This window comes from Massilia sp. MP_M2 (assembly GCF_039123635.1).
Lineage (GTDB): Bacteria > Pseudomonadota > Gammaproteobacteria > Burkholderiales > Burkholderiaceae_D > Telluria.
The window spans coordinates 266716-292470 of the sequence record NZ_JBCHJF010000004.1; the positions used below are offsets into that span (position 1 = coordinate 266716).

Here is a 25755-nt window from a genome sequence, read left to right on the forward strand (position 1 = left end):
ATTTCACGGTGCTATCATAACCGTATCCGCACGCACCCTGCTGCTCCCAGAACACTTTGTTACCCAACGATACCGACCCCGTCATGACGCCTTCCACCCCGACCGCAGACCATCTGACCCACTTCGACGCCACCGGCCAGGCCCATATGGTCGATGTGGGCGCCAAAGAGGACACGCACCGCATCGCCGTCGCGGCCGGCACCATCCGCATGCAGCCGGCGACGCTGGCCCTGATCACGTCGGGCAGCGCAAAGAAAGGGGACGTGATCGGCATCGCGCGCATCGCCGCCATCATGGCGTCCAAGCGCACGAGCGACCTGGTGCCGCTATGTCACCCGTTGCCGATCACCCGCGTGGCGGTCGATTTCGAGATCGATGCCGCCACCAATAGCGTGCATTGCCGGGCGCAGGTGGAAACCATCGGTAAGACCGGCGTCGAGATGGAAGCACTCACGGCGGTGCAGGTGGGCCTGCTGACCGTGTATGACATGTGCAAGGCGGTCGACCGCGGGATGGTCATGACCAATATCCGGGTCATGGAAAAGCATGGCGGCAAGAGTGGGGACTGGACCGCCGCCATCGACGCTTGACGGGCGCGGCAGCCTTTTACGCCTTTCCCCGCGCTCTGACCTGATTCAGCCAAAGCCTTTCGGCAACGGCAACCCTTCGGTGATGGCCAGATGTTCCATCGCATCTTCCATCACGACGCGTGCCCGCCCTGCCGCCATCTTCAGCCGCGCATGCAATATCTCGTCGTCCGGATTGCGGTGGGCGCACTGGTCGCTGTAGCGCTCGAAGCTGGAAATCATCATCAGGATCTCGGACAAGTGGCGCGGGCATTCGCAGTTGAGGCGATTGGCGGCCGCCGCCATGATGGTGCTCAGCGACTCTTCGTCGAAGCGGGGCGGAGCCACAGGGGGCAGCGGCTGCTCCTGCAGCGGTGGCCGGTGGCCGGTCAGGGCCGACTGGCACAACAACGCGAGTTCGGACAAGTCAGCCGGGATGCGCGCCACCAGGCAGCCTTGCGCGCGCAACGCACGAATCGTCGCGCTGGAACAAAAGCGGTACAACACCACGACAGCCGCGACGCCGCTGGCCTCGCGCGCGGCGGCAATCGGCGCGATGCCGGTATCGTCAAGTTCGGACTGCTCGATCACCAGCACGTCGGCCCCGACGTCGCGCGGCAACGCCAGCGCCTGCACGAGGGTGCCGCAATGACCGCGCACGTCCAGACCCAGCGTCGTTTGCCCGGTGGCAGCGATACGCCGCGACAGCATGGCGCCGACCAGCAGCACGCGCGCTGGCGACGTGGCAATGGCCCTCGCCTGCCCATCCAGGCCCAGCATCGATTGCAGCTGCTCACGGTTCAGGCCGGCCAGCACGCCGATCGAATGCCCTTGATCGACCAGTTGCTTGAGCAGGCCCAGGCGCGCGACCTGCTCGGCCGAATACAGGCGCTGGCCGCGCTCCGAGCGTTGCGCATCCGACAGACTGTAGCGACGCTCCCACACCCGAAGCGTTTCTACCGGCAATCCGGCCAGGCGGGCAGCAGCGCCGGTCCGGTACATGATCGGTTCATGGTGTGATCTTAGCGAGTTTTCCATAATTTCGTCCCTTGATTGAACCTTTATTATGCTACAGAAACGGTGCACACGTTCGACAAGACAAAAAAAAAGGATTACATTAGAATCAATGCGGTTCATATCGAACTGCAAAAACTACATGGAGTCACGATGAAAAAATTTCTGATCGCACTGCCACTCGCCCTCGCCTTCGGCGCCGCCAACGCAGCAGATATCGTTGATACCGCCAAATCGGCTGGCACGTTCAACACGCTGGTCACGGCTGTCCAGGCTGCCGGCCTGACCGACACCCTCAAGGGTCCGGGTCCGTTCACCGTGTTCGCACCGACCGATGCGGCATTTGCCAAGATTCCAAAAGCCAAGCTCGACGCACTGCTGAAAGACAAGGCTGCGCTGACCAAGGTGCTGACCTATCACGTGGTGCCAGGCACCGTGAAGGCAGCCGATGTCAAGCCAGGCGACGTCAAGACCGTTGAAGGCAGCGCCTTCAAAGTCAAGGTCGCCGGCGGCAAAGTCATGGTCGACAAGGCTACCGTCACCAAGACCGACATCATGGCCGACAATGGCGTGATCCACGTCATCGACACGGTCATCATGCCAAAATAATAAAAACTTCCCGTACGCCAGGGAACGTTGAGACGCCCCCGCACCCGGCATTGCCGGTGGCGGGGGCGTTGTCGTATGGGCTGGCCCGGCGCGCATGGTACATTCCCGGCTCGCCTGCGGCACCCGGCCGCGGGACTGATCGACGAGGATGGCATGAAATTTCGTTTGATGACGGTGGCAGCGGCGACCTTGGCCGCCACCACCGCAATGGCTGCGCCGCGCGGCTTCACCGTAGAAGACCTGGTCAATATGGAGCGGGTCGGCAGCCCGGCCGTATCGCCCGACGCCACGCGCGTGATTTACACGGTGCGCAGCACCGACATGGAAAAGAACCGCGGCAACACCCAACTCTGGATGATCGACCTGCGCGCCGCCAAGCCGACGCCGCAGCGCCTGACCGACCATGCGTCGAGCAGCGCCGATCCGGAATGGTCGCCATCGGGCGACGCCGTGTATTTCCTGTCGGCGCGCTCGGGCTCGTCGCAGGTATGGCGTCAGCCGGTGGCCGGCGGCGCGCCCGTCAAGGTCACCGACCTGCCGCTGGACGTCGACAACTTCCGCGTCGCGCCCACGGGCGACCGCCTGGCGTTCAGCCTGGCAGTGTTCCGCGACTGCGCCGACCTGGCCTGCACCAAGGCCCGGCTCGATGCAAAGGACAAGGAAAAAGCCACCGGCAAGGTCTATGACCGCCTGTTCGCGCGCCACTGGGATACCTGGAGCGACCACCGCAATGCGGTGCTGTTCTCGGCGCCGATCGGCGCAGCAGGCGCGATCACCGGCGAGCCGGTCAGCCTGTCGGGTTCCCTAGACGGCGACGTGCCCTCGAAGCCCTTTGGCGACCGCGAAGAATACCGCTTCAGCCCGGACGGCAAGACGGTCGTGTTCTCGGCCCGCATCGCCGGCAAGACCGAAGCCTGGTCGACCAACTTCGACCTGTACAGCGTGCCTTCTGCCGGCGGCGCCGCGCCGCGCAACCTGACGGCGGACAATCTGGCCTGGGATACCAAGGGCACGTTCTCGCCCGATGGCCGCACATTGGCTTACCTGGCGATGGCGCGCCCCGGCTTCGAGGCCGACCGCTACCAGATCATGCTGATGGATGTGGCGAGCGGCGCCAAGCGCCCGCTGGCAGCAAACTGGGACCGCTCGGCCGGCAGCCTGGTCTGGCGCGCCGATGGCAAGGCGCTCATCGTCGATGCGGAAGACATCGGCCAGCATCGCCTGTTCTCCATCGACGTGGCCGGTGGCAAGGTCACGCCGCTGACCGATACCGGCGCTGTGGGCGCGTTCGATCTGCGCCGCGATACGCTGGTCTATACCCATGCGAACCTGTCAGCAGGTGCGCAATTGTTTTCGATGAAGCTGGGCGCCAAGCCAAAGCAGCTGACCACGTTGAACACCGAGCGCTTGAAAGATGTGCGCTGGGGCGACGCCGAGCAGTTCTCGTTTGCCGGCGCCAATGGCGACACCGTGTACGGTTACGTGATGAAACCGTGGAATGCGCAGCCGGGCCAGAAATACCCGGTCGCATTCATCGTCCACGGCGGGCCACAAGGCAGCTTCGGCAACGGCTGGAGCTACCGCTGGAATCCGCAGACCTATGCCGGTGCGGGTTACGCCGCCGTGTTCATCGACTTCCACGGTTCGACCGGCTACGGCCAGAAGTTCACCGATTCGATCAGCAACGACTGGGGCGGCAAGCCGCTGGTCGACCTGCAAAAGGGCTACGACGCAGCACTGAAGAAGTTCCCGTGGCTGGATCGCTCACGCGACTGCGCACTGGGTGCATCGTACGGCGGCTACATGATGAACTGGATCGCCGGTAATTGGTCGGATGAGTTCAAGTGCATCGTCAATCACGACGGCGTGTTCGACACGCGCGGCATGGCGTACTCGACCGAGGAGCAGTGGTTCACGGATTGGGAAAATGGCGGGCCGTACTACAAGGTGCCGGAGAACCATGAGCGCTTCAATCCGGTTCATCACGTAACCAAGTGGAAGACGCCGATGCTGGTGATCCAGGGCGATCTGGACTTCCGGATTCCGACGGCGCAGGCACTGGGCACGTTCACGGCGCTGCAGCGTCAAGGGGTCGAGAGCAAGTTGCTCGTGTTCCCGGATGAGAATCACTGGGTGCTCAAGCCAGCCAATTCGGTGCAGTGGCATCACACGGTGAATGGGTGGTTGGATCGGTTTTTGAAAGCGCAGCCAGCGAAGTGATCCTGGAATAGGAAAAGCCCGCTGGGAAGCGGGCTTTTTTGGCTTACTGGGGGAAATTAATCGGCTGCTGCAGCAGCAGGTGGATTATTTTTCTGGATTTCCGCGAGAGCCACAGCGTTGGTCACGGTAGTGGTATTGGTCCAGGTCACAGCCGATTCGCCCGTTTCATCTGGTGTCATGGTGATGATCAGACCATCGACGCCGGTGCCGATGCCGGTACCCAGCGTGACCGCCACTGCGCCATCAGTCACTGCAACGCTGGCGATTTCTTTGGTTGCCTTGAAGTCGGTAGCTGCTGGGATGCCTGGCTTGCCGTTATCGCATTCACTCTTGACGCCGCCGTTTTCCTGGATGCAGACACCGACCGAAGTCTTGAGCGAAGCGACCGAGCCCAGCACTGCAGCGATCTTCGACTTGATGGTGTAGTTGCTGTACTGTGGAATTGCAACAGCCGCCAGAATACCGATAATTGCCACGACGATCATCAGTTCGATCAGGGTGAAGCCGCCTTCGGCTTTTTTGCTTGGCATTTGCTTGAAGTTCATTTTAAATCTCCAGGTGGGTATTTCAAAAAAGTGGACCTACGTATCTTGTGCTGCTCACTGCTACGCTTTCTTATATGCAAGCGCTGTGCCAGCCCAAAAATGGCGTAAAACGGTCGATTTTATGAACAACAAGCCAACAAACGCCTGTCCCAGCACAAAAAACGGCACCCTGGATGACAAAATTTGTCAGTGCCTTACGGCAATTTTTGTCACATGCGATCGATATCAACAAAAAGCGGCGCACTAAATAAAAAACGGGAAGCTCGCGCTCCCCGTTTTATCTTTCGATCAACAGATCGTCAGGATTACAGCATGGCCTTCAGCAGACGCGCCATTTCCGACGGGTTCTTGGTGACGGTGATGCCGCAGGCTTCCATGATTTCCAGCTTGGCTTGCGCGGTGTCCGCACCGCCCGAGATCAGCGCGCCGGCGTGGCCCATGCGCTTGCCTGGTGGCGCGGTGACGCCAGCGATGAAGCCGACGACTGGCTTCTTCATGTTGTCCTTGATCCAGTAAGCCGCGTTGGCTTCGTCCGGACCACCGATTTCGCCGATCATGATGACCGCGTCGGTATCAGGATCGTCGTTGAACATCTGCATGATGTCGATGTGCTTCAGACCGTTGATCGGATCGCCGCCGATGCCGACTGCCGACGACTGGCCCAGGCCCAGTGCGGTCAGCTGTGCAACTGCTTCATAGGTCAGGGTGCCCGAGCGCGAGACGACGCCGATGCGGCCCTTGCGGTGGATGTGACCTGGCATGATGCCGATCTTGATTTCGTCAGGGGTGATCAGGCCTGGGCAGTTAGGGCCCAGCAGCAGGGTCTTCGAACCCGACTTGGCCATACGGTCCTTGATTTCCATCATGTCACGGACTGGAATGCCTTCGGTGATGCAAATTGCCAGGTCCAGCTCGGCTTCGACGGCTTCCCAGATTGCAGCGGCTGCGCCTGCTGGCGGGACATAGATCACCGACACGTTGGCGCCGGTTTCTTTTTTCGCTTCAGCAACGGTTGCGAAAATCGGGATGCCTTCGAAATCTTCGCCGGCTTTCTTCGGGTTCACGCCAGCAACGAATGCTTCCTTGCCGTTTGCGTACTCGCGGCACATGCGGGTGTGGAACTGGCCGGTCTTGCCGGTGATGCCCTGGGTGACTACTTTGGTATCTTTGTTGATCAGAATCGACATTTTTTTATTTCCTTAGCAATTAGGCTTGACCGGCAGCGGCGGCGACGACCGACTTCGCTGCGTCTTCCATCGTGTCTGCGGCGATGATTGGCAGGCCCGATTCGGCCAGCATCTTCTTGCCCAGGTCTTCGTTGGTGCCCTTCATGCGCACGACCAGCGGCACTTGCAGCGACACGGCTTTCGATGCAGCGATCACGCCTTCGGCGATGACGTCGCAACGCATGATGCCGCCGAAGATGTTGACCAGGATGGCTTTCAGGTCAGGGTTCTTCAGCATGATCTTGAACGCTTCGGTCACTTTCTCGGCCGTGGCGCCACCGCCGACGTCGAGGAAGTTGGCTGGCTCGCCGCCGAACAGCTTGATGGTGTCCATGGTGGCCATGGCCAGGCCGGCGCCGTTGACCAGGCAGCCGATGTTGCCGTCGAGCGAGATGTAGGCCAGATCGAATTTCGATGCTTCGACTTCCGCTGGATCTTCTTCGTCCAGATCGCGGTAAGCGACGATTTCAGGACGGCGATACAGTGCGTTCGCGTCGAAGTTGAATTTGGCGTCCAGGGCGATGATCTTGCCACTGCCGGTGACGATCAGCGGGTTGATTTCGGCCAGCGATGCATCGGTTTCCCAGTAGGCTTTGTACAGGCCTTGCAGGTTCGCGCGTGCGTCGGCGATCGAGCCGGCTGGCACACCGATTTTGGCGGCGATGTCGTCAGCCTGCTCATCGGTCAGGCCGATTTTCGGGTCGATCACGAGGTTGTGGATTTTTTCCGGATTGCTGTGCGCGACTTCTTCGATGTCCATGCCGCCTTCCGACGAGGCCATCAGCACGACTTTCTGGCTGACGCGGTCGGTCACGAGCGAGACGTACAGCTCTTGTTTGATGTCGGCGCCTTCTTCGACCATCAAGCGACGGACTTTCTGGCCTTCCGGGCTGGTCTGGTGCGTGATCAGCTGCATGCCCATGATCTGGTCAGCGTATTCCTTGACCTGCTCGAGCGATTTGGCGACCTTGACGCCGCCGCCCTTGCCGCGGCCACCAGCGTGGATCTGCGCCTTGACGACCCAGACCGGACCACCCAGTTCTTCAGCAGCTTTGACAGCCTCTTCGACCGACATGCACGGAATGCCGCGCGGAACGGTCACCCCGAATTTTCGGAGGATTTCTTTGCCCTGATACTCATGGATCTTCATGCTGGCTTCCCTTCTATCTATTACTGAATTAGAAACGGTTGAACTACAAAAAAAACAAACGACGACTTAACCCGACACGGCCTTGATGGACCAGCGCGGGTAATATTTGGCCACGGCGGGGCCGTCGCTGCGCAGGGCATGGCAACGGTCGAGCTCAAATGGACGGTCGGATGACGTGACGCCTTGCCCGCCTGGGGCATCGACAGTGTCGTCAGCAAAGGCTTGCAGCGCTGCGGTGGGCAGCACCTGGGCCAGTTCGGTCAGATGGGTGCAGCCGAGAACGCCGGATAGGCGGTCTTTCAGGTGCAACCGGAAATGGTTCACGAGCGAGAGCCCGATCAACTTCTTGTAGGCAGGGCCGATGGTATCGCAAAAGCCCGGATACGGGACGGCATCGGATGCGGCTTCGGCATCGACGATGTTCAGGTCACGGTCGATCGTGACGCGCAGCTTCAGGTCGTGCACTGGCGTGCCGCCAGGCCGTTCGCCGGAAGCAAGTTCAACAGTACGCGTTTTCACATCGCGGATGCTGGCATCAAGATCCCACATGCCATCGTCGCGCGCATAGGCGTCGACTGTGATGGCGCGCGTATGCCGGAGCGAGCGCGATACGGGAAGAGACAAAGGCATAAATACCAGTGCCGTCGAGACGGCGGTTAGTGATGCAGCCGGTGTGCTAGTGCACGTCAACGCAGCTTCTGCGGCGACAACCGCTCATGCGGCGCTGCTTAAACCCGTAAAGTTTATCACAGCGTCCCGACCGGCGCATCGCTAAAAGGGCACAGCACTGCCTGCGTCGCGGGAGATGCACGGACTTGGCAGGGGCTTGACAGCGTGTTTGCCGCATATGGTATGCGCATGGAGGATAGCCAATTACCGCTGCCATTCATGAAGCGAATGAGGGATATGGGTTTTGGTCGTTGGACACTGCCGACGAACAAAAGCGCCAGCGTGCAGCGCCATCGCCCGTTGAGGAATATGCCTTGGCATATCGGGGATGACGCTCCACGCTGGCGCCTGGAGACAGCGTCAGGTCGTGACTGGATGCGATGACGATAGCAATAACTAGTCGGGGTCAGCGATGACTAGTCAGGAAACTCGTCATCGTCGGGTGTGCCCTGCATCGCTGTGCGTGCGGCGCGCTGCGAAAAACCCCGCTGCAGCAAGAACCGCATCTGCTTGGCGCGCGCTGCGGCATCCACCGCGACCGTGCCAAACTTGCGCTGCCAGACTTCGACCGCACGGGCGGTTTCGCTGTCGGACAGCCCGGCTTTGATGTCGACCAGCGCCTCGCCCGTTACTCCATGACTTTTCAATTCGGCCATCACGCGACTGTCGCCATAACGGCTCGCTTTACGGTTGACCAGGGATTCGGCAAAGCGCTCCTGCGACAACCAGTTATTTTTTTCAAGGAAATCGAGCAGGGCATCGACGTCATCGCCCTCTTCCGCATACTTGGACAGTTTGCGGCGCAATTCGAAGCGGCTGTGCTCGCGCTGCGACAGATAGCGCAGCGCGCGGCCTTTGAGACTGAGTACGGGTGTTCGCATGGATAACGTCAGCCCATCAGCGTGGCGCCGGGCGCCGGTGGCAAGCTGCTGCCACCGCGCCCCGCGCCAGGCTGATTATTCACTAACCGCCTGCACTTTCGGCTTGTCGGCGCCAACCGGCGCCGGTGGCAGCTCGCGCACACCCAGTGCGGTACGGACCTTGTTTTCGATCTCGCGCGCCAGGGCTGGACGGTCACGCAGGAACTGACGCGCGTTGTCTTTACCCTGACCGATACGCTCGCCGTTATAGCTGTACCACGAGCCCGACTTCTCGACGATTTTGTTATCTGCGCCAAGATCCAGAATTTCGCCTTCACGTGACGTGCCTTCGCCATAAAGAATGTCGAAGTGCGCTTCTTTAAATGGCGGGGCGATCTTGTTTTTGACGACCTTGACCTTGGTTTCGTTACCGATTACTTCGTCACCCGACTTGATCGAACCGGTACGACGGATGTCCAGGCGCACCGATGCGTAGAACTTCAGCGCGTTACCACCGGTGGTGGTCTCTGGGCTGCCGAACATGACGCCGATCTTCATGCGAATCTGGTTGATGAAGATCACCAGCGTGTTGGTGCGGTTGATCGAGCCGGTGAGCTTGCGCAGCGCTTGCGACATCAGGCGCGCCTGCAGGCCGGGCAGCGAGTCGCCCATGTCGCCTTCGATCTCGGCGCGTGGCGTCAGGGCCGCGACCGAGTCGATCACGACCAGGTCGACACTGCCCGAGCGCACCAGCGCGTCGGTGATTTCAAGCGCCTGCTCGCCGGTATCGGGCTGCGAGATCAGCAGTTCGCTCAGGTTGATGCCCAGCTTTTGCGCGTAAGTGACGTCGAGTGCGTGCTCGGCATCGATGAACGCGCAGGTGCCACCCAGCTTTTGCATCTGGGCGATGGTTTGCAGCGTCAGCGTGGTTTTGCCCGACGATTCAGGACCGTAGATTTCGACGATACGGCCGCGCGGCAGGCCACCGACGCCCAGCGCGATGTCCAGGCCCAGCGAACCGGTGGAGACCGTTTGCACTTCTTCGACCGGCGTGTTCGCATCCATGCGCATCACCGAGCCCTTGCCGAACTGCTTTTCAATCTGTGCCAGGGCGGCAGCCAGCGCCTTGCCCTTTTCAGCGGCGTTCAATGCGGTTTTTTTGTCGTCCATGGTGTACTTTCTGTCGTGGAGTAGGCAAGGTGTGGGCGGTCACGCGCACTTCAAGAGCCAGTACTGTATAAAAATCCAGTGGTTTTTGCAAGCGAAAAGACGTGGTTATTTTACCAACAATCGCTCGGGGCTCGCATTGTGACGACAAATCCAACACAATGAGAACCGGTTCGATCACGCCTGTTCGATGAACACGCGACAACGTCTATGAGAGGTGCCCCATGCGAATTCTGCTCGCCGAAGATGATAGCGTACTTGCCGACGGCCTGACGCGCTCCCTGCGCCAATCCGGCTATGCCATCGATTGTGTCAAGAACGGCCAGGATGCCGATACCGCCCTGTCCACGCAGGAATTCGATCTGCTCATTCTCGACCTGGGCCTGCCGAAAATGTCCGGGCTTGAAGTGCTGCGCCGCCTGCGCGCCCGCGCTTCGCTGCTGCCGGTCTTGATTCTCACCGCCGCCGATTCGGTCGAAAAGCGCGTCGAGGGCCTCGACCTGGGCGCCGACGACTACATGGCCAAGCCGTTCGCGCTGGTTGAACTCGAAGCGCGGGTGCGCGCGCTGACCCGGCGCGGCGCCGGCGGCGGCGCAGCGGTCGTGCGCCATGGCCCGCTGGTGTATGACCAGGTCGGGCGCAGTGCCTATATCAACGACCAGATGCTCGACCTGTCGGCGCGCGAACTGGGCCTGCTCGAAGTGCTGCTGGCGCGCACCGGGCGCCTCGTCTCCAAAGAGCAGCTGGTCGACCACTTGTGCGAATGGGGCGAAGAAGTCTCCAACAACGCCATCGAAGTGTATGTGCACCGCCTGCGCAAGAAGATCGAGGTCGGGGGCGTGCGCATCGCCACCGTGCGCGGCCTTGGGTATTGCCTCGAGAAATTCTCCGAGGCCAGCGCCGCTGCTGCTGCCGCGGCGGCCGCGAACGACGCCCGCATCGCCACCACCGCCGCCGACAAGTGAATGCCGGCTTCACGCCCGGGCCCGAGCCCGCGCAGCCGCAGCCGCAGCCGCAGCCGCAGCCGCAGCCGCAGCCGCAGCCGCAGCCGAACATGAACGTGCCGACGTCGTTCGAGCCGTTGTATGTTCCGCCCAATCCCGAGCCGGACGAAAATATCCGCCACTCGCTGTTCGGTGAAATCCTCGACTGGATGCTCGCGCCGCTGCTGCTGCTGTGGCCGATGAGCATCGCCATCACCTACCTGGTGGCGAAGTCGATTGCCAACCAACCGTTCGACGATGCGCTCGAAGACCGGGTCACGGTGCTGGGCCAGCAGATCCGCAGCGTGGGTGGCAAGACGGTCGGCCAGCTGCGCACTGCCGGGCGCGACATCCTGCGCGCCGACGACGTCGACAGCGTGTATTACCTGCTGGCTGGCCCGGATGGCGAACACCTGGACGGCGACCGTGACCTGCCGCGCCCGCGCGCCAACCGCGCCGGCGAGCCGGCCCGCAGCGGGACGGTCGAATTTCGCAACGACACCATCCACGGCACGCCGATCCGCGTGGCCTATGCCTATGTGAATCTCGATCCGCTGCACGAACGCACGGCCTCGCCGACGCCATCACTGGCGCTGGTGCAGGTGGCCGAAACGCTCGACAAGCGCGCACACCTGGCCAATGAAATCATCAAGGGCGTGATCCTGCCCCAGTTCATCATCCTGCCGGTGATCCTGGCGCTGGTCTGGTTCGCGCTCTCGCGCGGCCTGAGTCCGCTGGCCGAGCTGCAGCAGCGCATCCGCGCGCGGCCGCAGGACGATCTGTCGCCGATCGATCCGCGCCAGGTACCCGAAGAAATCTCGCCGCTGGTCGGCTCGTTCAACGACATGCTCGAACGCCTGGGCAAGACGGTGGAGATGCAGAAACGCTTCATCGCCGACGCCGCGCACCAGATGAAGACGCCGCTGGCCGGCATGCGCATGCAGTCCGAACTGGCCCTGCGCGAAGTCGACCCGGCCGAGATCCACCGCTCGCTCGAGCAACTGGCCAAGAGCTCGGAATCGGCCACCCGTCTGGTGAACCAGCTGCTGGCCCTGGCGCGCGCCGAGAACCAGCCGCAGGTGGGCCTGGCGTTCGACGAGGTCGACCTGGCCACGGTGGCGCGCGAAACCGTGCAGGATTGGGTGCAGGCGTCGTTCGCCCACCAGATCGACCTGGGGTTCGAGCCGCCCGCAAATGACGACGAGCGGGTGACGATCGCCGGCCAGCCCCTGATGCTGCGCGAGATGCTGTCGAACCTGATCGACAATGCGCTGCGCTACACGCCACCCGGCGGCAGCGTGACGGTGCGCGTGCGCAGCAGCGGCGAGCACGCGTTGCTCGAAGTCGAAGACACCGGCCCGGGCATCGCGCCGACCGAACGCCTGCACGTGTTCGAACGCTTCTACCGCATCCTGGGCAGCAATACCCAGGGCAGCGGTCTGGGGCTGGCGATCGTGCGCGAAATCGCGCAGCAGCACGGCGCCGACATCGACATCTTCAATAATCCACGCAGCGTCTCGCCGCGCTTTCCGGGCAGCCTGTTTCGCCTGACCTTCCCTCCGCCTGTAGGCGAACCCGACCATGCCGACTGATCCGATCACTGAACCAAGCCTCGAGACCGTTGCGCGCGCGCGCCTCGAGCACGCCCGCGCGATTCACTGGGATCGCACGCGCCGCATGTCGCTGCTGCTGCTGGCCGTCTGGCTGGTCACGGGCTTTGGCACCGTGTTCTTCGCGCGCGAACTGGCGCGCTTCGAGGTGTTCGGCTGGCCGCTGTCGTTCTACATGGCGGCGCAAGGCGCCGCGCTCGTGTCGCTGACGATCATCGGCATCTACGCCTGGCGCATGCGCCGGCTCGACCGCGACTACCACGCCGCGCTGGCGCCGCGCGCATGAGCACGAACCCCGCACCCGGCGTCAAGCACGGCTATTTCAAGAAGCTCTCGCGCTACTACCTGTGGTACACCGGCGCCTTCGGGTTGTTCCTGGCAGCCCTCGCCCTGCTCGAACAGGAAGGCATGCCGCGCCTGTGGATCGGCTACCTGTTCATGTTCGCCACGATCGCGCTGTACGCGATCATCGGCGTGATCTGCCGCACCTCGAACGTCACCGAATACTACGTCGCCGGACGGCGCGTGCCGGCCATGTTCAACGGCATGGCCACGGCGGCCGACTGGATCTCGGCGGCCAGCTTCATCAGCCTGGCCGGCGGCCTGTATTTGCAGGGCTTCGACGGGCTGGCCTTCATCATGGGCTGGACCGGCGGCTTCGTGCTGGTCGCGCTGCTGATCGCGCCCTACCTGCGCAAGTTTGCGCAGTACACGGTGCCCGATTTCCTGGCAGCGCGCTACGGCGGCGGCGCGGGCGGGCGTGGTGGCCCGGTGCGGGCACTGGCCGTGAGCGCGACCATCCTCGTCTCGTTCACCTACGTCGTGGCGCAAATCTATGCGGTCGGCCTGATCGCGTCGCGCTTTACTGGCGTGGATTTTTCGGTCGGGATTTTCCTGGGCCTGGCCAGCATCCTGGTCTGCTCGTTCCTGGGCGGGATGCGCGCCATTACCTGGACCCAGGTGGCGCAGTACATCATCCTGCTGGTCGCCTTTCTGATCCCGACCATGTGGCTGTCGGTGAAACACGCCGACAACCCGATCCCGCAGGTGGCGTACGGATCGCTGCTGCCCAAGCTCACCGCGCGCGAAGCCGAACTGGCCAGGGACCCGCGCGAAGCCCAGGTGCGCGCCGAGTTCCTGCGCCGCGCCGATGGCTACGCCGCGCGCGTGGCGGCCCTGCCCGAATCGTGGGAAGCCGGCAAGCTCGACGCCCAGCGCCAGCTGGCCGCAGCGCGGGCGCGCAACGCGTCGCTGACCGAAGTGCGCCAGGCCGAACGCGCGCTGACCACGTATCCCAATTCGGTCGACGATGCGCGCGCCTTGTGGCTCGAACGGCGTGACGCCAACCTGGAACGGGCCAGCCCGCCCGAGCCGCATGCGCAGCCCTTCCCTGGCGCGACGCCAGAAGCCTCGGACGCGCGCCGCAACAATTTTCTGGCGGTGGTGTTTTGCCTGATGTTCGGCACCGCCGCCCTGCCCCACATCCTGATGCGGGCCTACACGACGCCGTCGGTGCACGAGACGCGCGTGTCGGTGTTCTGGACGCTGTTCTTCATCCTGCTGATCTACCTGACGATTCCGGCGCTGGCCGTGCTGGCCAAGTACGACATCTATACGTCGCTCGTGGGCAGCGATTTTTCGTCGCTGCCCACCTGGATTTCGTACTGGGCCAATGTCGACAAGGCCAATCCCCTGATCAGCGTGGCCGACATCAACGGCGACGGCATCGTGCAACTGGCCGAATTTGCCATTGACGCCGACGTGCTGGTGCTGGCCACGCCCGAAATCGGCGGCCTGCCGTATGTGATCTCGGGCCTGGTCGCGGCTGGCGGCCTGGCGGCGGCGCTGTCCACGGCCGACGGCCTGCTGCTGGCCATTTCCAACGCGCTGTCGCACGACGTGTATTACAAGATGGTGGAACCGGGCGCATCGACGCAGAAGCGGGTGACGATCTCGAAGCTGCTGCTGCTGGCGGTGGCCTTCATCGCGGCGTATGTGGCGTCGCAAAAGCCGGCCGACATCCTGTCGCTGGTGGCGGCGGCGTTCTCGCTGGCCGGTTCCACGCTGTTCCCGGTACTGGTGCTGGGCGTGTTCTGGAAGCGTGCCAACCACATCGGCGCCATCACCGGCATGGTCACCGGGTTTGCCGTGTGCCTGTACTACATGCTGCGCGCCAGCCCGGGCCTGGGCGGGAGCGCAGCCGAGACCTGGTTCGGCATCCTGCCGATGGCCGCCGGCGTGTTCGGCGTGCCGGCCGGGCTGCTCACCGTGATCGTGGTGAGCCTGCTCACGCCGCGACCAAGTCGCGCCAGCGCCGGCATGGTCGATTACATCCGCGCGCCCGAACAGCGCTGAACGGGTCCGCTTGCTAGGGAAGCACTGATTTATTCTGGGGGATGGAATTGGCTGCGGAAAAAGCCGCCATGCAAGGCGCAAATCGCAGCAATAGCGAGCTATTGCGAGAATTTGCAACGCCGCAGGGTGGCTATTTTCCGCGCCAAGTGCGCCTCCATGAATTAATCAGTGCTTCCCTAGATAAAGAAGTCCCAGTCCACGGCCGCGCGCTGGTGACCCACCATCTCGGCCGACTCGACGAAGCTGCTGGCGACCTGTTCGAGGGTCACGCCGCGTGCCAGAGCATCCTGCCAGAAGGCCAGCCCTTGAGCATCGGCGGCGCGGTCGAACAGCGCCTGGTACAACAGCCCGATGTCGCTGGCAGCGTCGCCATTGAAGCCGGCGCCGTCCGCCGCATGCTCGCTCGATCCGATCATCCCGAGCGCGATCGTGCCCCAGCTGACACCGTCGTCGCGGTGGTCGGCCCAGAATTCGAACCCGCCCAGGTCGGCCTGGCGTCCGAACACGGTCGCGTACATGCCGGCGAGCGTGGTCAGGCCCGCGGCGTTGTCGACTGCCACCAGACCATCGTCGAATTGCAGCGCTTCGACGTTGACCACGAGCGCCTTCGCGTCCGGCGCGGCCTTGCTGGCCACCACGACGTAGCCATTGTGGAAAGCGATGTCGAAGTCGGCGCGTGCGCCGGTAAACGAGGCCGTGTCGCCCGCTAGCCCGCCGTGCAGGAGCGTGACATCGGCAACCGGCACCACCAGCGCGCTGGCGCGGCCATCGGCCGAACCGGCGTCGACCGCTGCGGACGCGAAGCCGAGCACGTCGGCGCCGCCGCCGGCGAACACCCGGCTGTTGCTGCCCGCATCGACCGTCAGGTGCTGGCTGGCGGCGTCGCCGGCCAGGATCGTACCGCTGCCGTGGCCGTTGACCTTGGCCGCGCCGACGATGGCGGCGAAGTCGATCTCGCGCAACTCGAGCGTGCTGCCGGACGGCAGGCCGCTGGTGTCGATAACCAGCGACGTGCCTTGCGTTCCCGACGGATTCAGCCCGGTCAGGACCAGGGCGCCATCGGCGCCAGCCGTGCCCACCGGGCGCACCGTGTTCACGACGAGCTGGCTGACGGCAAGTTGATCCAGGAATTGCGCGCCATTCTCCAGCAGATGCCCCTGGTCGCCCGGCGCATGCCCCGGCGTCGCGGCGCGGATCGAGCCGAGCAATAGTTCGAGCGCGCCGGACGCGCCCACCACGGCGCCGCTCGAGGACAGGCCGAAGCCCACCGGGAGTTGGCCCAGCAGCAGAGTCTGGCCACCGCTGGACACCAACGGAATGTCGGCCAGCGCGGCCGAACCATCGGTCTCGCTGCGCCCTGGCGTGACGATCGGGATGGAGACCGCGGTGCCGGTCGTGCCGCCCGGCAGGACCACCGGCGTGGAGACCACTGGCACGCCATCGACCACGGTCGGCGGCGTCGGGGTCGGCGTCGGCGTCGGCGCCGGGTTCGGGCTGGCCGGGCGGCTGACCGTCAGCGCGAAGGCCGTGCTGGCGGCGGACGTGTTGCCGGCCGCATCGTCCTGGGTCACGCTGAGCGCATGGTTACCCACGGCCAGGCTGGCGGTGATGCTCCAGTGACCGTTGGCGTCGGCCTGCCCGCTGCTCACCAGGCGCTCGCCGTCGTAGAGGCGCACGGTGGCATTGGCGAGCGCGCCGCTGCCTTCGATGACCTGCGTGGTGTTGATGGTGATGCCGTCGCCGACGGTGCCCGTATCGCTGGCCGCGGCCAGTGCCGGCGCAGAAGGCGCCGGCGGCGCCTGCGTATCGAAGCGCACGGTCGGTGTGATGCCGGCGCCACCGAAGTTGCCGGCCAGGTCCTGATAGCTGCTGTCAGCGACCGTGATGCTGGCCGTGCCGGCATCGACGCCGGCCGTCGGCGTGAAGAGCGCGCTGCGCGTCACGCCGCTGCCCGAGAGCGCCGACAGCGTGCCGCCGTCGACGAGAACGTCGCCGCTCTTGCCATTCCAGGTGAACGACGCGCCCGGGTCTTCGCTGAAGGTGAAGGTCACGGTGGCGCTCTGGCCGCTCCTGAGCATGTCGACATTGCTGCTGATCGTCACGCCGGGCGCCACGCGGTCGAGCATATAGGCCTGGCTCATCGATTGTCCGGCAACGCCGAAGTCGCTCTCGACGCGGGCCAGGATCGTGTTCGCGCCGTCGGCCAGCTCGGCCTGTACCGACCATGAGGTGGCCGAATCCAGGCTGGCCAGGCTCCAGAGCAATCCGCCGTCGACCGACACCTTTACCACCTCGCCGACGGCCAGCGCCGTGCTCAAGGTCCCGCTGATGGTCTGGGTCTGGGTCCGGGTGACGAAGTCGCTGCTCGAGGCGCCCGTGTCGGCCGAGAGCATGATGGTCGCCACCTGGGTCGACGGTGCGCCGTCGACGATGTCGATCGTCAGTGCGCCCGAAGCCTCCCCGGTGTTGCCGGCAGCATCGACTGCGCGTGCGGTCACCATATGCGCACCCGCGGCGAGCGCATCGCTGGTGATGCTCCACTTGCCGTCCACCGCCACGCCGGCGCCGGCTTCCTTGCCGTCGATGTACAGCCGGACCGTGGCGCCGGATTCGGCGCTGCCGCTGAAGGTCGGCGTCGAGTCACCCGTGATGTTGTCGTCGTTGGCGCTGCCGGTATCCGACGCCGGATCCAGGTCGGGCGTGGAGGGTGCGTCCGGGGCGCGGGTGTCGATCGCCAGCCCGGTGAGCCGCCCGCCGACGCCGCTGTTGCCGGCAACGTCAAGGTAGCCACCTCCCACCAGGATGCTCGCCGTGCCGGCATTGACGCCAGCCGTCGGTGTGAAGACGGCCGTGTAGGCCAGACCATCGACGCCGGACGAATTGAGGGCGCCGAGCGTGCCGCCGCCGATCTTGAGGTCGCTGGCGTCGAAGCTGGCGCCCGGCGCCTCGCTGAAGGTGAAGGTGATGGTGGCGGTCTCGCCGCTCGCCACGATGGCACGGTCGGCGGAAACGGACACGGTCGGCGCGGTCGTGTCGACCGTGAACTGGGTGCCGGCGCTGGCCGCGCCCAGGTTGCCGGCGGCGTCAAGCATGCGCGCACTGACTGTATGGACGCCGGAGGCAAACGCCGCGACCGGCGTGATCGACCAGACGCCGCTTACCACGTCGCCGCGACCGATTTCAGCGCCGCCAGCGTCGTACAGGATGACCGTGCCGCCGCTCTCGCCGGTGCCATTGAACGTCGGCCGGTTGTTGGCCGTGATGCCATCGCTGCTCGATGCGCCAGTGTCGCTTGCGCTGTCCAGCTGCGGCGCGGATGGGGCGGCCGGCGCCAGCGTATCGATGCTCAGCGCGCTGAAGGAGGCGGCGCTGCTGGCGTTGCCCGCCAGATCCTCGAACACGCCGGACTTGAGCGCGATGCCGGCATTGCCGCTGGCGACGCCGGCATCGGGCGTGAAGGTCGCGCTCCAGATGGCGCCATCCCCCTTCAGACCGGTCAGCACGCCTCCCGTGACCTTGATGTCGTCCTGGCTGAAGGCCGCGCCCGGGTCTTCGCTGAAGGTGAACGTGATGCCCGCGCTCTCGCCGGCGTTGACGGTGCTACGGTCGCTCGTGATGGCCACCGTCGGCGCGGTCGTGTCGAGCGTGACTTCGTACTTGCCAGCGGGGCCGGTGTTGCCGACCGCATTGACCACCCGGACTTCGACGAACTGCGTGCCTTCTTCGAGCTGCGCCTCGAGCGACCAGCTGTCGCTGCCGGTGCCTGCGGTCGCGCTCTGCCAGGCACCATTGATGTACACCTCCACCATCTCGCCTGCGGCGAGGACGGCATCGAGCGCGCCTTCAAAGCGCTGGTCCGCGATACTGGTGATACGGTCGTCGTTCACCAGGCCGCTGTCGTAGTCCAGCGTGAAACTGGTGCTTGCCGTCGCCGGCGTCGAGGTAATGATCGACACATTCAGGGCATTTGATAGCGCTCCCTGATTGCCGGCCAGATCGGTCGCCACGCTTGTGAATTTGTAGTCGCCGCCATCGAGGGCGCTCGAGGTGATGCTCCACTTTCCAACGCCGTTTGCCGTGCCGCTGCCTACCTCGCTGCCATTGGCGTACAGGGTGATGCTTGCGTTCGCTTCGGCCGTGCCGATGAAGGAGGGGGTCGTGTTGCCGGTGATGTTGTCGCTGGCGGATGCGCCCGTGTCCGACGATGCGAGCAGGTCGGGCGTGGAGGGTGCGCCCGGCGCCGTATTGTCGATCGTGACCGCAGTACCGGCCGAGACGGCGCTCGTGTTGCCGGCGGCATCGGTTGCCCTGGCGGTGATCGTGTGGGCGCCGGCGCTCAGTGCGCTGGCGGTCACCGTCCAGCTGCCGTTGACGCTGGCGGTTGTCGAACCGATCAGCGTCACGCCGTCGGTGTCGTACAGGCGTACGGTGGCGCCGCCTTCGACGCTGCCGGGCGCGCCCTCGAAGGTCGGCGTGATGTCGTTCGTGACCCCGTCCGAATTGCTGCTGCCGGTGTCGCTCTGTGCGGCCAGCACCGGGGCGGCGGGCGCGGCCGGCGCCGTGGTATCGATCACGATCGCCTTGCTGCCGGCCAGTGAAGCCCCGGCGCCGGCTGCCGGCAGGGTCAACACGGCATTGGCGCCGCCGCTCGTGCCCTTGATGGTCGCGCCCGACAGCGACAGCGCCGTGGTTCCCGTGTAGTCCAGGTCGGCACTGGTGTCGCCGGTGCTGACGACGTAGACGAAGGTTAGGGTATCGGTGCCGCTGCCGCTCTGGTAGACGGCGCTGCGGTCGGTCGTGCCGGTCTCGAGTTGCAGCAACGGGTTGCCGCCGGCCACGGTCACCGCCTCGCTGAACGTGACGGTTACCAGGATCTGGTCGCCGGCATTGAAGACGCCGTCGGGGGTGGTGGCGCTCACAGCGGTCACGGCCGGCGTGCTGGCGCCCTGCATGTGCACGTCGCTGAGGATCAGGTCGTCGAGCGCGACGAACTTGAGGTAGCCGCCATTCTGGGTGCTGGTGATGACCAGCCGCGCGATATCGTTGAAGCCGCTGAAGTCAACGACCGCCGTGCCATTGTCCGTGGTGAGCGCCCCGGTGGTTGTCTTGACGACCTGATTGGCGCTGTTCCAGCCCGTGAACGTGAGCTCCTGCGTGGACGTTGCCACGCCCGCCCGGCTGATCTCCATCGACGTCGGCGTGAACACCTGCCCTGCCTCGAACTTGATCGTCACCTCCCGCTCCACCCCGCCATTGGTGGCTGCAGTGCTGCCGGCGATATTGACGTAGGTATCTACGTAGTTATACGCCACCGCCGCGGTTGCCGATGCGTCGATGACCAGGCGATAGGCATCGTTGCCACCCACCTTGTAGACCACGTCCAACCCAGGGCCGGAATTCGTGTCGCCGTCATTACCGCTGATAAAGTTGTTGTCTGTCTCGAACGTCACCGTGACCGGCACACCGCCCAGCGCCAGCACATCCTGGTACAGGCTGGCGGTGCCGGCGTCGATGACCGGTGTTGCCTCGATATCGCCGCGCATGACTTCCAGCGCCCAGTCGCCTCCCGCAGTCAGCGCCCCGGTCAGGTCGTCCGATGCCGCCACGTCTGCGCCGGTGGCGATCGCCAGCCGGCCGACGAAGTCGCCGCCGGCAGCATCGGCGCCGATCTGGCAGCCATAGAGCAGGATGTCGCCGCCTGGCGCCAGGCTGGCGCCGATCGTCTGCAGCGCCGCGTCGTGGGCGTTCAGATTGGCCGCATCAAGCGTGAGCGCGCCGAGATTGAGCGCGCCGGCCGCGCCGTGCGAGATGATATGAATCGCATCGACGCCGCTGCGGCCCGCCAGCGCCGCGACGATCTGCACCAGGCCGTCGCTTGCCGCATCCAGGATGACGATGTCCCTGCCCGCGCCCACGCTGCGGATCAGGGTGTCGATGTCAGGAACGTTGTTCTCGATGAAGACGATTTCCTGGCGTGCGCGCGCAATAACGAGTTCGCCGAAAGCGGGGTCGTGGGACGGGGACGTCATGCTGGTTTTCTTTCTTGTGGTGTGGTGTGGGGGGCGATGACATTGGCGGCGCTGCCGGCGGTGTCGCGCCAGAACGACATCTTGTCGAAGCGCTCGAACAGGTCGGGCGGCATGATGGTCTGGCGCGGCACATGGCTCACCTTCGCGCGCACCCGGTGCAGCCCGGGCACGCCGAGCTGGGCGTCGAACGGTTCGGCGTCATACTCGACGTTATCGAAATCGTGCTCGAAATGCGGCTCGCCCAGGAAGTCGTAAATGAGCGGCATGACCTTGGCCGGTGCGCGGCTCAGTAGCTCGTAATCGACCAGCAGGAGAGAACGGGCATGCTCCCCATAGAAGGCTTCGCGCAGCGCGGCCCATGGGTGGCCCACCGTGCTGTCGTGCTGGCCTAGTCCCTCCAGGCGGCTCACGACAGTGCCGCGCGCGCCGCCAGCGCCGAACAGGCGCGTGTGCTCGTAGGGGTTGGCGCGGTACAGGCGCTCGAAGCTGTCCATGATCCACGCAACGCTGCGCACGCAGGCGATGACTTTCGCCTGCGGGAACAGGTCGTGCACCAGCGGCATGCGGGCGCACCATGTGCGGCTGGTGTCGAACACGATCTCGCGCCCGACGTCGGCATAGTAAGAATCGAACAGGCCGTGCAGCAGCTGGCGGCGCTTGTCGCGTCCGACCACCGCACCGAATTCACTGCCTGCGCTGACCTGCCCCAATACGGCATTGCACAGCGCGCTGACCGGACTGGTCATGCCGGCGTGAAAACGGGGATTTTGCAGCAGGATGCCAGACAAGAGGGTCGAGCCCGAGCGCGGCAGGCCCGAGATGAAGTGATACTTCCTTGGTGTGGCTGGCGATGTCATGGCGGCGTGCTGATGCAATATGCAGGGCAGTTGATCTGCAAATCATGAACCAGAACTAGCCTCAGAGCAATATTTTCCAAGTTTGGGCGGTGGATTTTGGACACCATGTTCACAAAGTGTGGCTTACGCACCATGGCGGCTCACCAGATTCGGACAATGCTTAAAGCCAGATTCGCCGGCCAATGCACAGTCCAAACAGGCTCGGACGGCCGCATGGAGCGCCCCCCGGCAATGCCGGGGCCAGGTGGGAATTGAATACATTGCAGCCAGGATGCCAGTGCTATTCTGGCGCGCGCCGCTATCGGCAAGCAAACAACAATCACACGCTTTACGGAACGCCATGCCTTCATTTACCCGCGCCCTGGGAACGGTCGTCGCCGCTCTTGTGCTGGTCGCTTCAACAACCGCCTTCGCACAAACGCAAGCAGGTACGCCGCCTGCCAAGCCACCACTGTCCGCCTTCTTCGGCAGCGCCCCATTCGGCGACGCCAGGCTCTCCCCGAGCGGCAGCCACCTTGCCGTGCGCGCCAGCGCGCCGGGCAAGCGCGACTTCCTGACGGTCATCGACCTGAACACCAACAGCGCCACGATCGTCGCCCATTACAACGACGCCGATGTCCGCAATTTCTACTGGATCAACGACCGGCGCCTGGTGTTCGACACGCATGACAAAGGCGTCGGCCCGGGCGACCAGCGTTTCATGCCGGGCATGTACGCGGTCGACTTCGACGGCGGCCGCTTCCTTGAACTGGCCAGCCGCAACCTCGTCAACAGCAGCACCGGCACGCGCATCGTGCGCCGGCTGCTGCCACCGTCGAGCGAGATGGCCGGCAACACCCCGTGGGCCGATTCGGATGAGACCTACGCGCTGGCAGCGGTCGGCGACACCCGCAATGAACTGAGCCATGTCGACCTGCTCCAGGTGAACACCGTGTCGGGCCAGTACAAAACGGTGCCGCGCCCCGGCGCCACGCGCGGCTGGCTGCTCGACCACAAGGGCGAACCGCGCCTGGCGATCACCTACAAGGACCTGACCACGACGCTGCAGTATCTCGACCCGGCCACCGGCAAGTGGCGCGAACTGACCAGTTTCCCGACCTTCAAGGAAACCGCCGCGACGGTCGAACCGGTGGCCTTCGGACCGACCGGCACGCTGTTCGTGACGGCGCGCGGCAAGGCCGGAACGACCGCCATGCACACGTTCGATGTGAACACCGGCAAGCTCGATCCGCAACCGCTGCTGTCGGCGCCCGGCTACGATATCGACGGTGAGCTGGTGATCAACCGCGACAAGGTGCTGGGCATGCAGTTTCGCACCGATGCGGTATCGAATGAATGGTTCGACGCTGGCATGAAGGCGATCCAGCATGATGTCGACAAGCTGCTCCCGACGACGGTCAACCTGATGTCGGTGCCGGCACGGGGTGACTCGCCCCTGCTCGTGGTCACCGCCTATTCGGACGTGGTCGCACCGGTCTTTTTCTTGTACAACAGCAAAACCAAGTCGCTGAACAAAGTCGGCGAAGCGCGGCCAGGCATTGATCCGACGCAGATGGGGCGCCAGCAGTTCCTGCGCTACAAGGCGCGCGATGGTCTGGACATTCCTGCCCTCCTCACCCTGCCACCGGGCGCCAAGCGTACCGGCCTGCCGCTGGTGGTGATGGTCCATGGCGGCCCCTGGGTGCGCGGCAAATCCTGGGGCTGGGCCGCCGACTCGCAATTTCTGGCCACGCGCGGCTATGCCGTGCTCGAACCCGAGTTCCGTGGCAGCCTGGGGTTCGGGGCCAACCACGAACGCGCCGGCTACAAGCAATGGGGCCTGGCCATGCAGAACGACATCGCCGATGGCGTGCGCTGGGCCGTCGACAAGGGACTGGTCGACCCCAAGCGCGTCTGCATTGCCGGCGCCAGCTACGGTGGCTATTCGACGCTGATGGGGCTCGTCAACGACCCGGACATGTTCCGCTGCGGCATCAGCTTTGTCGGCGTGACCGACATCGGCCTGCTGTTTGACAATGGCGCGCATTACAGCAGCGACACGTCACGCGACGTGAAGAAGCACAGCCTGCCGGAAAGGATCGGCGACCCGGTCAAGGATGCCGACCAGTTCAAGGCGACGTCACCGCTGCGGCAGGCAGCGCGCATCACCCAGCCGCTGCTGCTGGCCTACGGCGGCGTCGACCGGCGCGTGCCGATCAACCATGGCACCGCACTGCGCGACGCCGTCATGCGCACCAACAAGCAGGTCGAATGGGTGGAATACCCCGAAGAAGGCCACGGCTGGGCGCTGGAAAAGAACCGCATCGATTTCTGGGGACGGGTCGAGAAGTTCCTCGACAAGAATATCGGCAGCGGAGCGGTGCGCTGACATCGCGGTCGTTCACTAGAGCACCACGACCAGATCGATTTTCAGTCCCGGGATCCCGTCCGGCGCATACACCGCCAGCACGCCTGCCTCGAGTGCCTTCTCGTACAAGGGATGTTTGGTGGACAGCGAAAAATAGTAGGTGTTGGGCCGCACCGGGATCGCCGCGGGCACTTGCGCCATGTGTGCGATCGGTACGCCTGGCAATGCTGACCCGACGATGCTTTCCATATTCTCGGGCGCAGCGACCTTGAGCCGGATGGGCACCGTCGCCACCAGATCAAGGCCAGCCATATCGGCAGTAATCGCCAGATAAAGCTGGCTTTGTTTCGTGACCTTGGCCGGATCCAGGATCGCCTGCGAGAACGTGCGCCGGCTCTTGTCGGCCACAAATGGAATGATGACATAGTTGGTACCGATCGCCGTATCGACCAGATCGCGCAGCAACGCGTCGAGTTCGGCGAATGCCTCGCCCATCGCTTCGTGGCGGTAGGCGGGCAGGTCGGCCGTTTTGTAGCGATCGGAAAACGTCATCAGTCCGCCCGCAGCGGCAAGCATTTGCCGGAACATCACCTCGGGATGAAACCCGGGCGACCTGGCGCAGTGCATCAGCAACGCATTGGCCGTGCTCAGGATGTTGAGCATCCACCACGACGAGATATCGCCCGCACCGGCTTCGTACATGCTGTTGTTCGTCATGCGGTGCGTGCGCTGAAGCGATTCGATCTTCGTCGTGATCACACTGATCAAGCCATCGAGCATGCGCACCAGGCCTGGCGCTGCGCTCACCGTGACGCTCGGCGGGATGAACTCCGGCACCAGCTCGAAGCCCCCTTCCGCTACCCGCCGCACCCGCACCACGGGGATGCTGGCACGCGCCCCATGCGGCTCGGCCTGCAGCAACAGCCGCACCTGCTTTTTAAGGAACGGCACCTCGATCGCCAGCGCGTCACTGAACAGGTCAGTGGTATCCAGGTCGCAGCGTACATAGCGGCTGTTGTCGTCGGCATTGCCCCCATGCGGCTTGACCAGGGCAAGGGCTGCGTAAAACGTGAATGATTCGTCCTCTGGCGGCAGGCGCGTGAGATCGACCGGCTCGGGCAGCAGGTCAGCGCCGGGCGCCTCGACGATGTCTCCATCGGAATAGATGAGCGACATCGTGTTCGCGCTCAGGCGGTTGTGTCCCAATCCGTCCACATTCCACGTCACCTTGCACACCCCCCAACAGTACGGATGGAGGGCCGAAGCGATGCGCTGGAGGCGGGTTTCGTGATAGAGATCCTGACGCTGAAAGTGCTGCGGCCCCAGCGTCAAACCTTCCGACCACAGGACCTTCGATGTTGCGCTCATGGTTCCTCCCGTTGAAGTTTCGCTGGACACATTCTCGGAAGGATGGCGTTGCGTCTGAAGCGCGATATTGATTTCGCGCAGCCAGGCATCGTATCGATCAGCCAGTGCATTCCCTTGTGACGGCACAACATTGCCGAGATTCACGATCCGACAATGGCTGCCGTGGGTGTTGTCACCCTT

18 protein-coding genes are annotated in these 25755 nt (G+C 64.1%); 8 read left to right on the top strand and 10 right to left on the bottom strand.

Annotated elements, in window-relative coordinates:
- Positions 1 to 83 precede the first annotated feature (83 nt).
- Positions 84 to 590, top strand: a complete 507-nt coding sequence (gene moaC, locus RCH14_RS11520; protein WP_343026251.1) for a cyclic pyranopterin monophosphate synthase MoaC — start codon at positions 84 to 86, stop codon at positions 588 to 590.
- A gap of 45 nt (positions 591 to 635) precedes the next feature.
- Here the strand turns inward: moaC and RCH14_RS11525 are convergent, their stop codons facing one another.
- The gene (locus tag RCH14_RS11525) at positions 636 to 1568 is read right to left on the bottom strand and encodes a MerR family transcriptional regulator (RefSeq protein ID WP_343026252.1); all 933 of its coding nucleotides are present in this window, start codon (positions 1566 to 1568) and stop codon (positions 636 to 638) included.
- A gap of 165 nt (positions 1569 to 1733) precedes the next feature.
- Between RCH14_RS11525 and RCH14_RS11530 the strand changes: the two genes are divergently transcribed.
- Positions 1734 to 2189: a fasciclin domain-containing protein gene (locus RCH14_RS11530; protein ID WP_343026253.1), complete on the top strand. Its 456-nt coding sequence runs from the start codon at positions 1734 to 1736 to the stop codon at positions 2187 to 2189.
- 153 nt (positions 2190 to 2342) lie between these two features.
- Positions 2343 to 4409 carry a S9 family peptidase gene (locus tag RCH14_RS11535; RefSeq protein ID WP_343026254.1) on the top strand — a complete coding sequence of 689 codons (2067 nt, stop codon included), beginning with the start codon at positions 2343 to 2345 and terminating at the stop codon, positions 4407 to 4409.
- Between the two features lie 56 nt (positions 4410 to 4465).
- On the opposite strand, the gene RCH14_RS11540 is transcribed toward RCH14_RS11535, so the two are convergent.
- The 6 genes from RCH14_RS11540 to recA all read right to left on the bottom strand — a co-directional run bounded on the left by RCH14_RS11540 (position 4466) and on the right by recA (position 10029).
- Entirely contained in the window at positions 4466 to 4954 is a 489-nt protein-coding gene (locus tag RCH14_RS11540; RefSeq protein WP_343026255.1) for a pilin, read from the bottom strand.
- Between the two features lie 305 nt (positions 4955 to 5259).
- Positions 5260 to 6141 carry a succinate--CoA ligase subunit alpha gene (gene sucD / locus RCH14_RS11545; protein WP_343026256.1) on the bottom strand — a complete coding sequence of 294 codons (882 nt, stop codon included), beginning with the start codon at positions 6139 to 6141 and terminating at the stop codon, positions 5260 to 5262.
- A 19-nt stretch (positions 6142 to 6160) separates the two neighbouring features.
- Complete coding sequence (gene sucC, locus RCH14_RS11550) at positions 6161 to 7330, bottom strand: ADP-forming succinate--CoA ligase subunit beta (protein WP_343026257.1); 1170 nt, start codon at positions 7328 to 7330, stop codon at positions 6161 to 6163.
- Between the two features lie 66 nt (positions 7331 to 7396).
- Entirely contained in the window at positions 7397 to 7960 is a 564-nt protein-coding gene (locus tag RCH14_RS11555) for a DUF2889 domain-containing protein (protein ID WP_183556130.1), read from the bottom strand.
- Positions 7961 to 8415: 455 nt separating this feature from the next.
- On the bottom strand, positions 8416 to 8880 hold the full coding sequence (gene recX, locus RCH14_RS11560; RefSeq protein ID WP_343026258.1) for a recombination regulator RecX: 465 nt from the start codon (positions 8878 to 8880) through the stop codon (positions 8416 to 8418).
- Positions 8881 to 8955: 75 nt separating this feature from the next.
- On the bottom strand, positions 8956 to 10029 hold the full coding sequence (gene recA, locus RCH14_RS11565) for a recombinase RecA (RefSeq protein ID WP_343026259.1): 1074 nt from the start codon (positions 10027 to 10029) through the stop codon (positions 8956 to 8958).
- Between the two features lie 221 nt (positions 10030 to 10250).
- On the opposite strand from recA, the gene RCH14_RS11570 reads away from it, so the two are divergent.
- The 4 genes from RCH14_RS11570 (at position 10251) to RCH14_RS11585 (ending at position 14974) form a co-directional block, all read left to right on the top strand.
- A complete protein-coding gene (locus RCH14_RS11570; protein ID WP_343026260.1) occupies positions 10251 to 10991 on the top strand; it encodes a response regulator transcription factor in 741 nt (246 codons plus the stop codon).
- A gap of 89 nt (positions 10992 to 11080) precedes the next feature.
- The gene (locus tag RCH14_RS11575) at positions 11081 to 12601 is read left to right on the top strand and encodes a sensor histidine kinase N-terminal domain-containing protein (protein WP_343026435.1); all 1521 of its coding nucleotides are present in this window, start codon (positions 11081 to 11083) and stop codon (positions 12599 to 12601) included.
- Positions 12591 to 12905 carry a DUF4212 domain-containing protein gene (locus RCH14_RS11580; RefSeq protein ID WP_343026261.1) on the top strand — a complete coding sequence of 105 codons (315 nt, stop codon included), beginning with the start codon at positions 12591 to 12593 and terminating at the stop codon, positions 12903 to 12905. The genes RCH14_RS11575 and RCH14_RS11580 overlap by 11 nt, the downstream gene beginning before the upstream one ends.
- Entirely contained in the window at positions 12902 to 14974 is a 2073-nt protein-coding gene (locus tag RCH14_RS11585) for a sodium:solute symporter family protein (RefSeq protein WP_343026262.1), read from the top strand. Before RCH14_RS11580 ends, RCH14_RS11585 begins: the two co-directional genes overlap by 4 nt.
- Before the next feature lie 176 nt (positions 14975 to 15150).
- Here RCH14_RS11585 and RCH14_RS11590 read toward each other — a convergent pair whose 3' ends face one another.
- Positions 15151 to 21003, bottom strand: a complete 5853-nt coding sequence (locus RCH14_RS11590) for an Ig-like domain-containing protein (protein ID WP_343026263.1) — start codon at positions 21001 to 21003, stop codon at positions 15151 to 15153.
- Positions 21000 to 21860, bottom strand: coding sequence for a sulfotransferase (locus RCH14_RS11595; RefSeq protein ID WP_343026264.1), 861 nt, complete (start codon positions 21858 to 21860; stop codon positions 21000 to 21002). Before RCH14_RS11595 ends, RCH14_RS11590 begins: the two co-directional genes overlap by 4 nt.
- A 340-nt stretch (positions 21861 to 22200) precedes the next feature.
- Here RCH14_RS11595 and RCH14_RS11600 point away from each other — a divergent pair, with 340 nt between their 5' ends.
- Positions 22201 to 24228, top strand: coding sequence for a prolyl oligopeptidase family serine peptidase (locus tag RCH14_RS11600; protein WP_343026265.1), 2028 nt, complete (start codon positions 22201 to 22203; stop codon positions 24226 to 24228).
- A 15-nt stretch (positions 24229 to 24243) separates the two neighbouring features.
- Here RCH14_RS11600 and tssK read toward each other — a convergent pair whose 3' ends face one another.
- Entirely contained in the window at positions 24244 to 25719 is a 1476-nt protein-coding gene (gene tssK / locus RCH14_RS11605; protein ID WP_343026266.1) for a type VI secretion system baseplate subunit TssK, read from the bottom strand.
- Between the last annotated feature and the right edge of the window lie 36 nt (positions 25720 to 25755).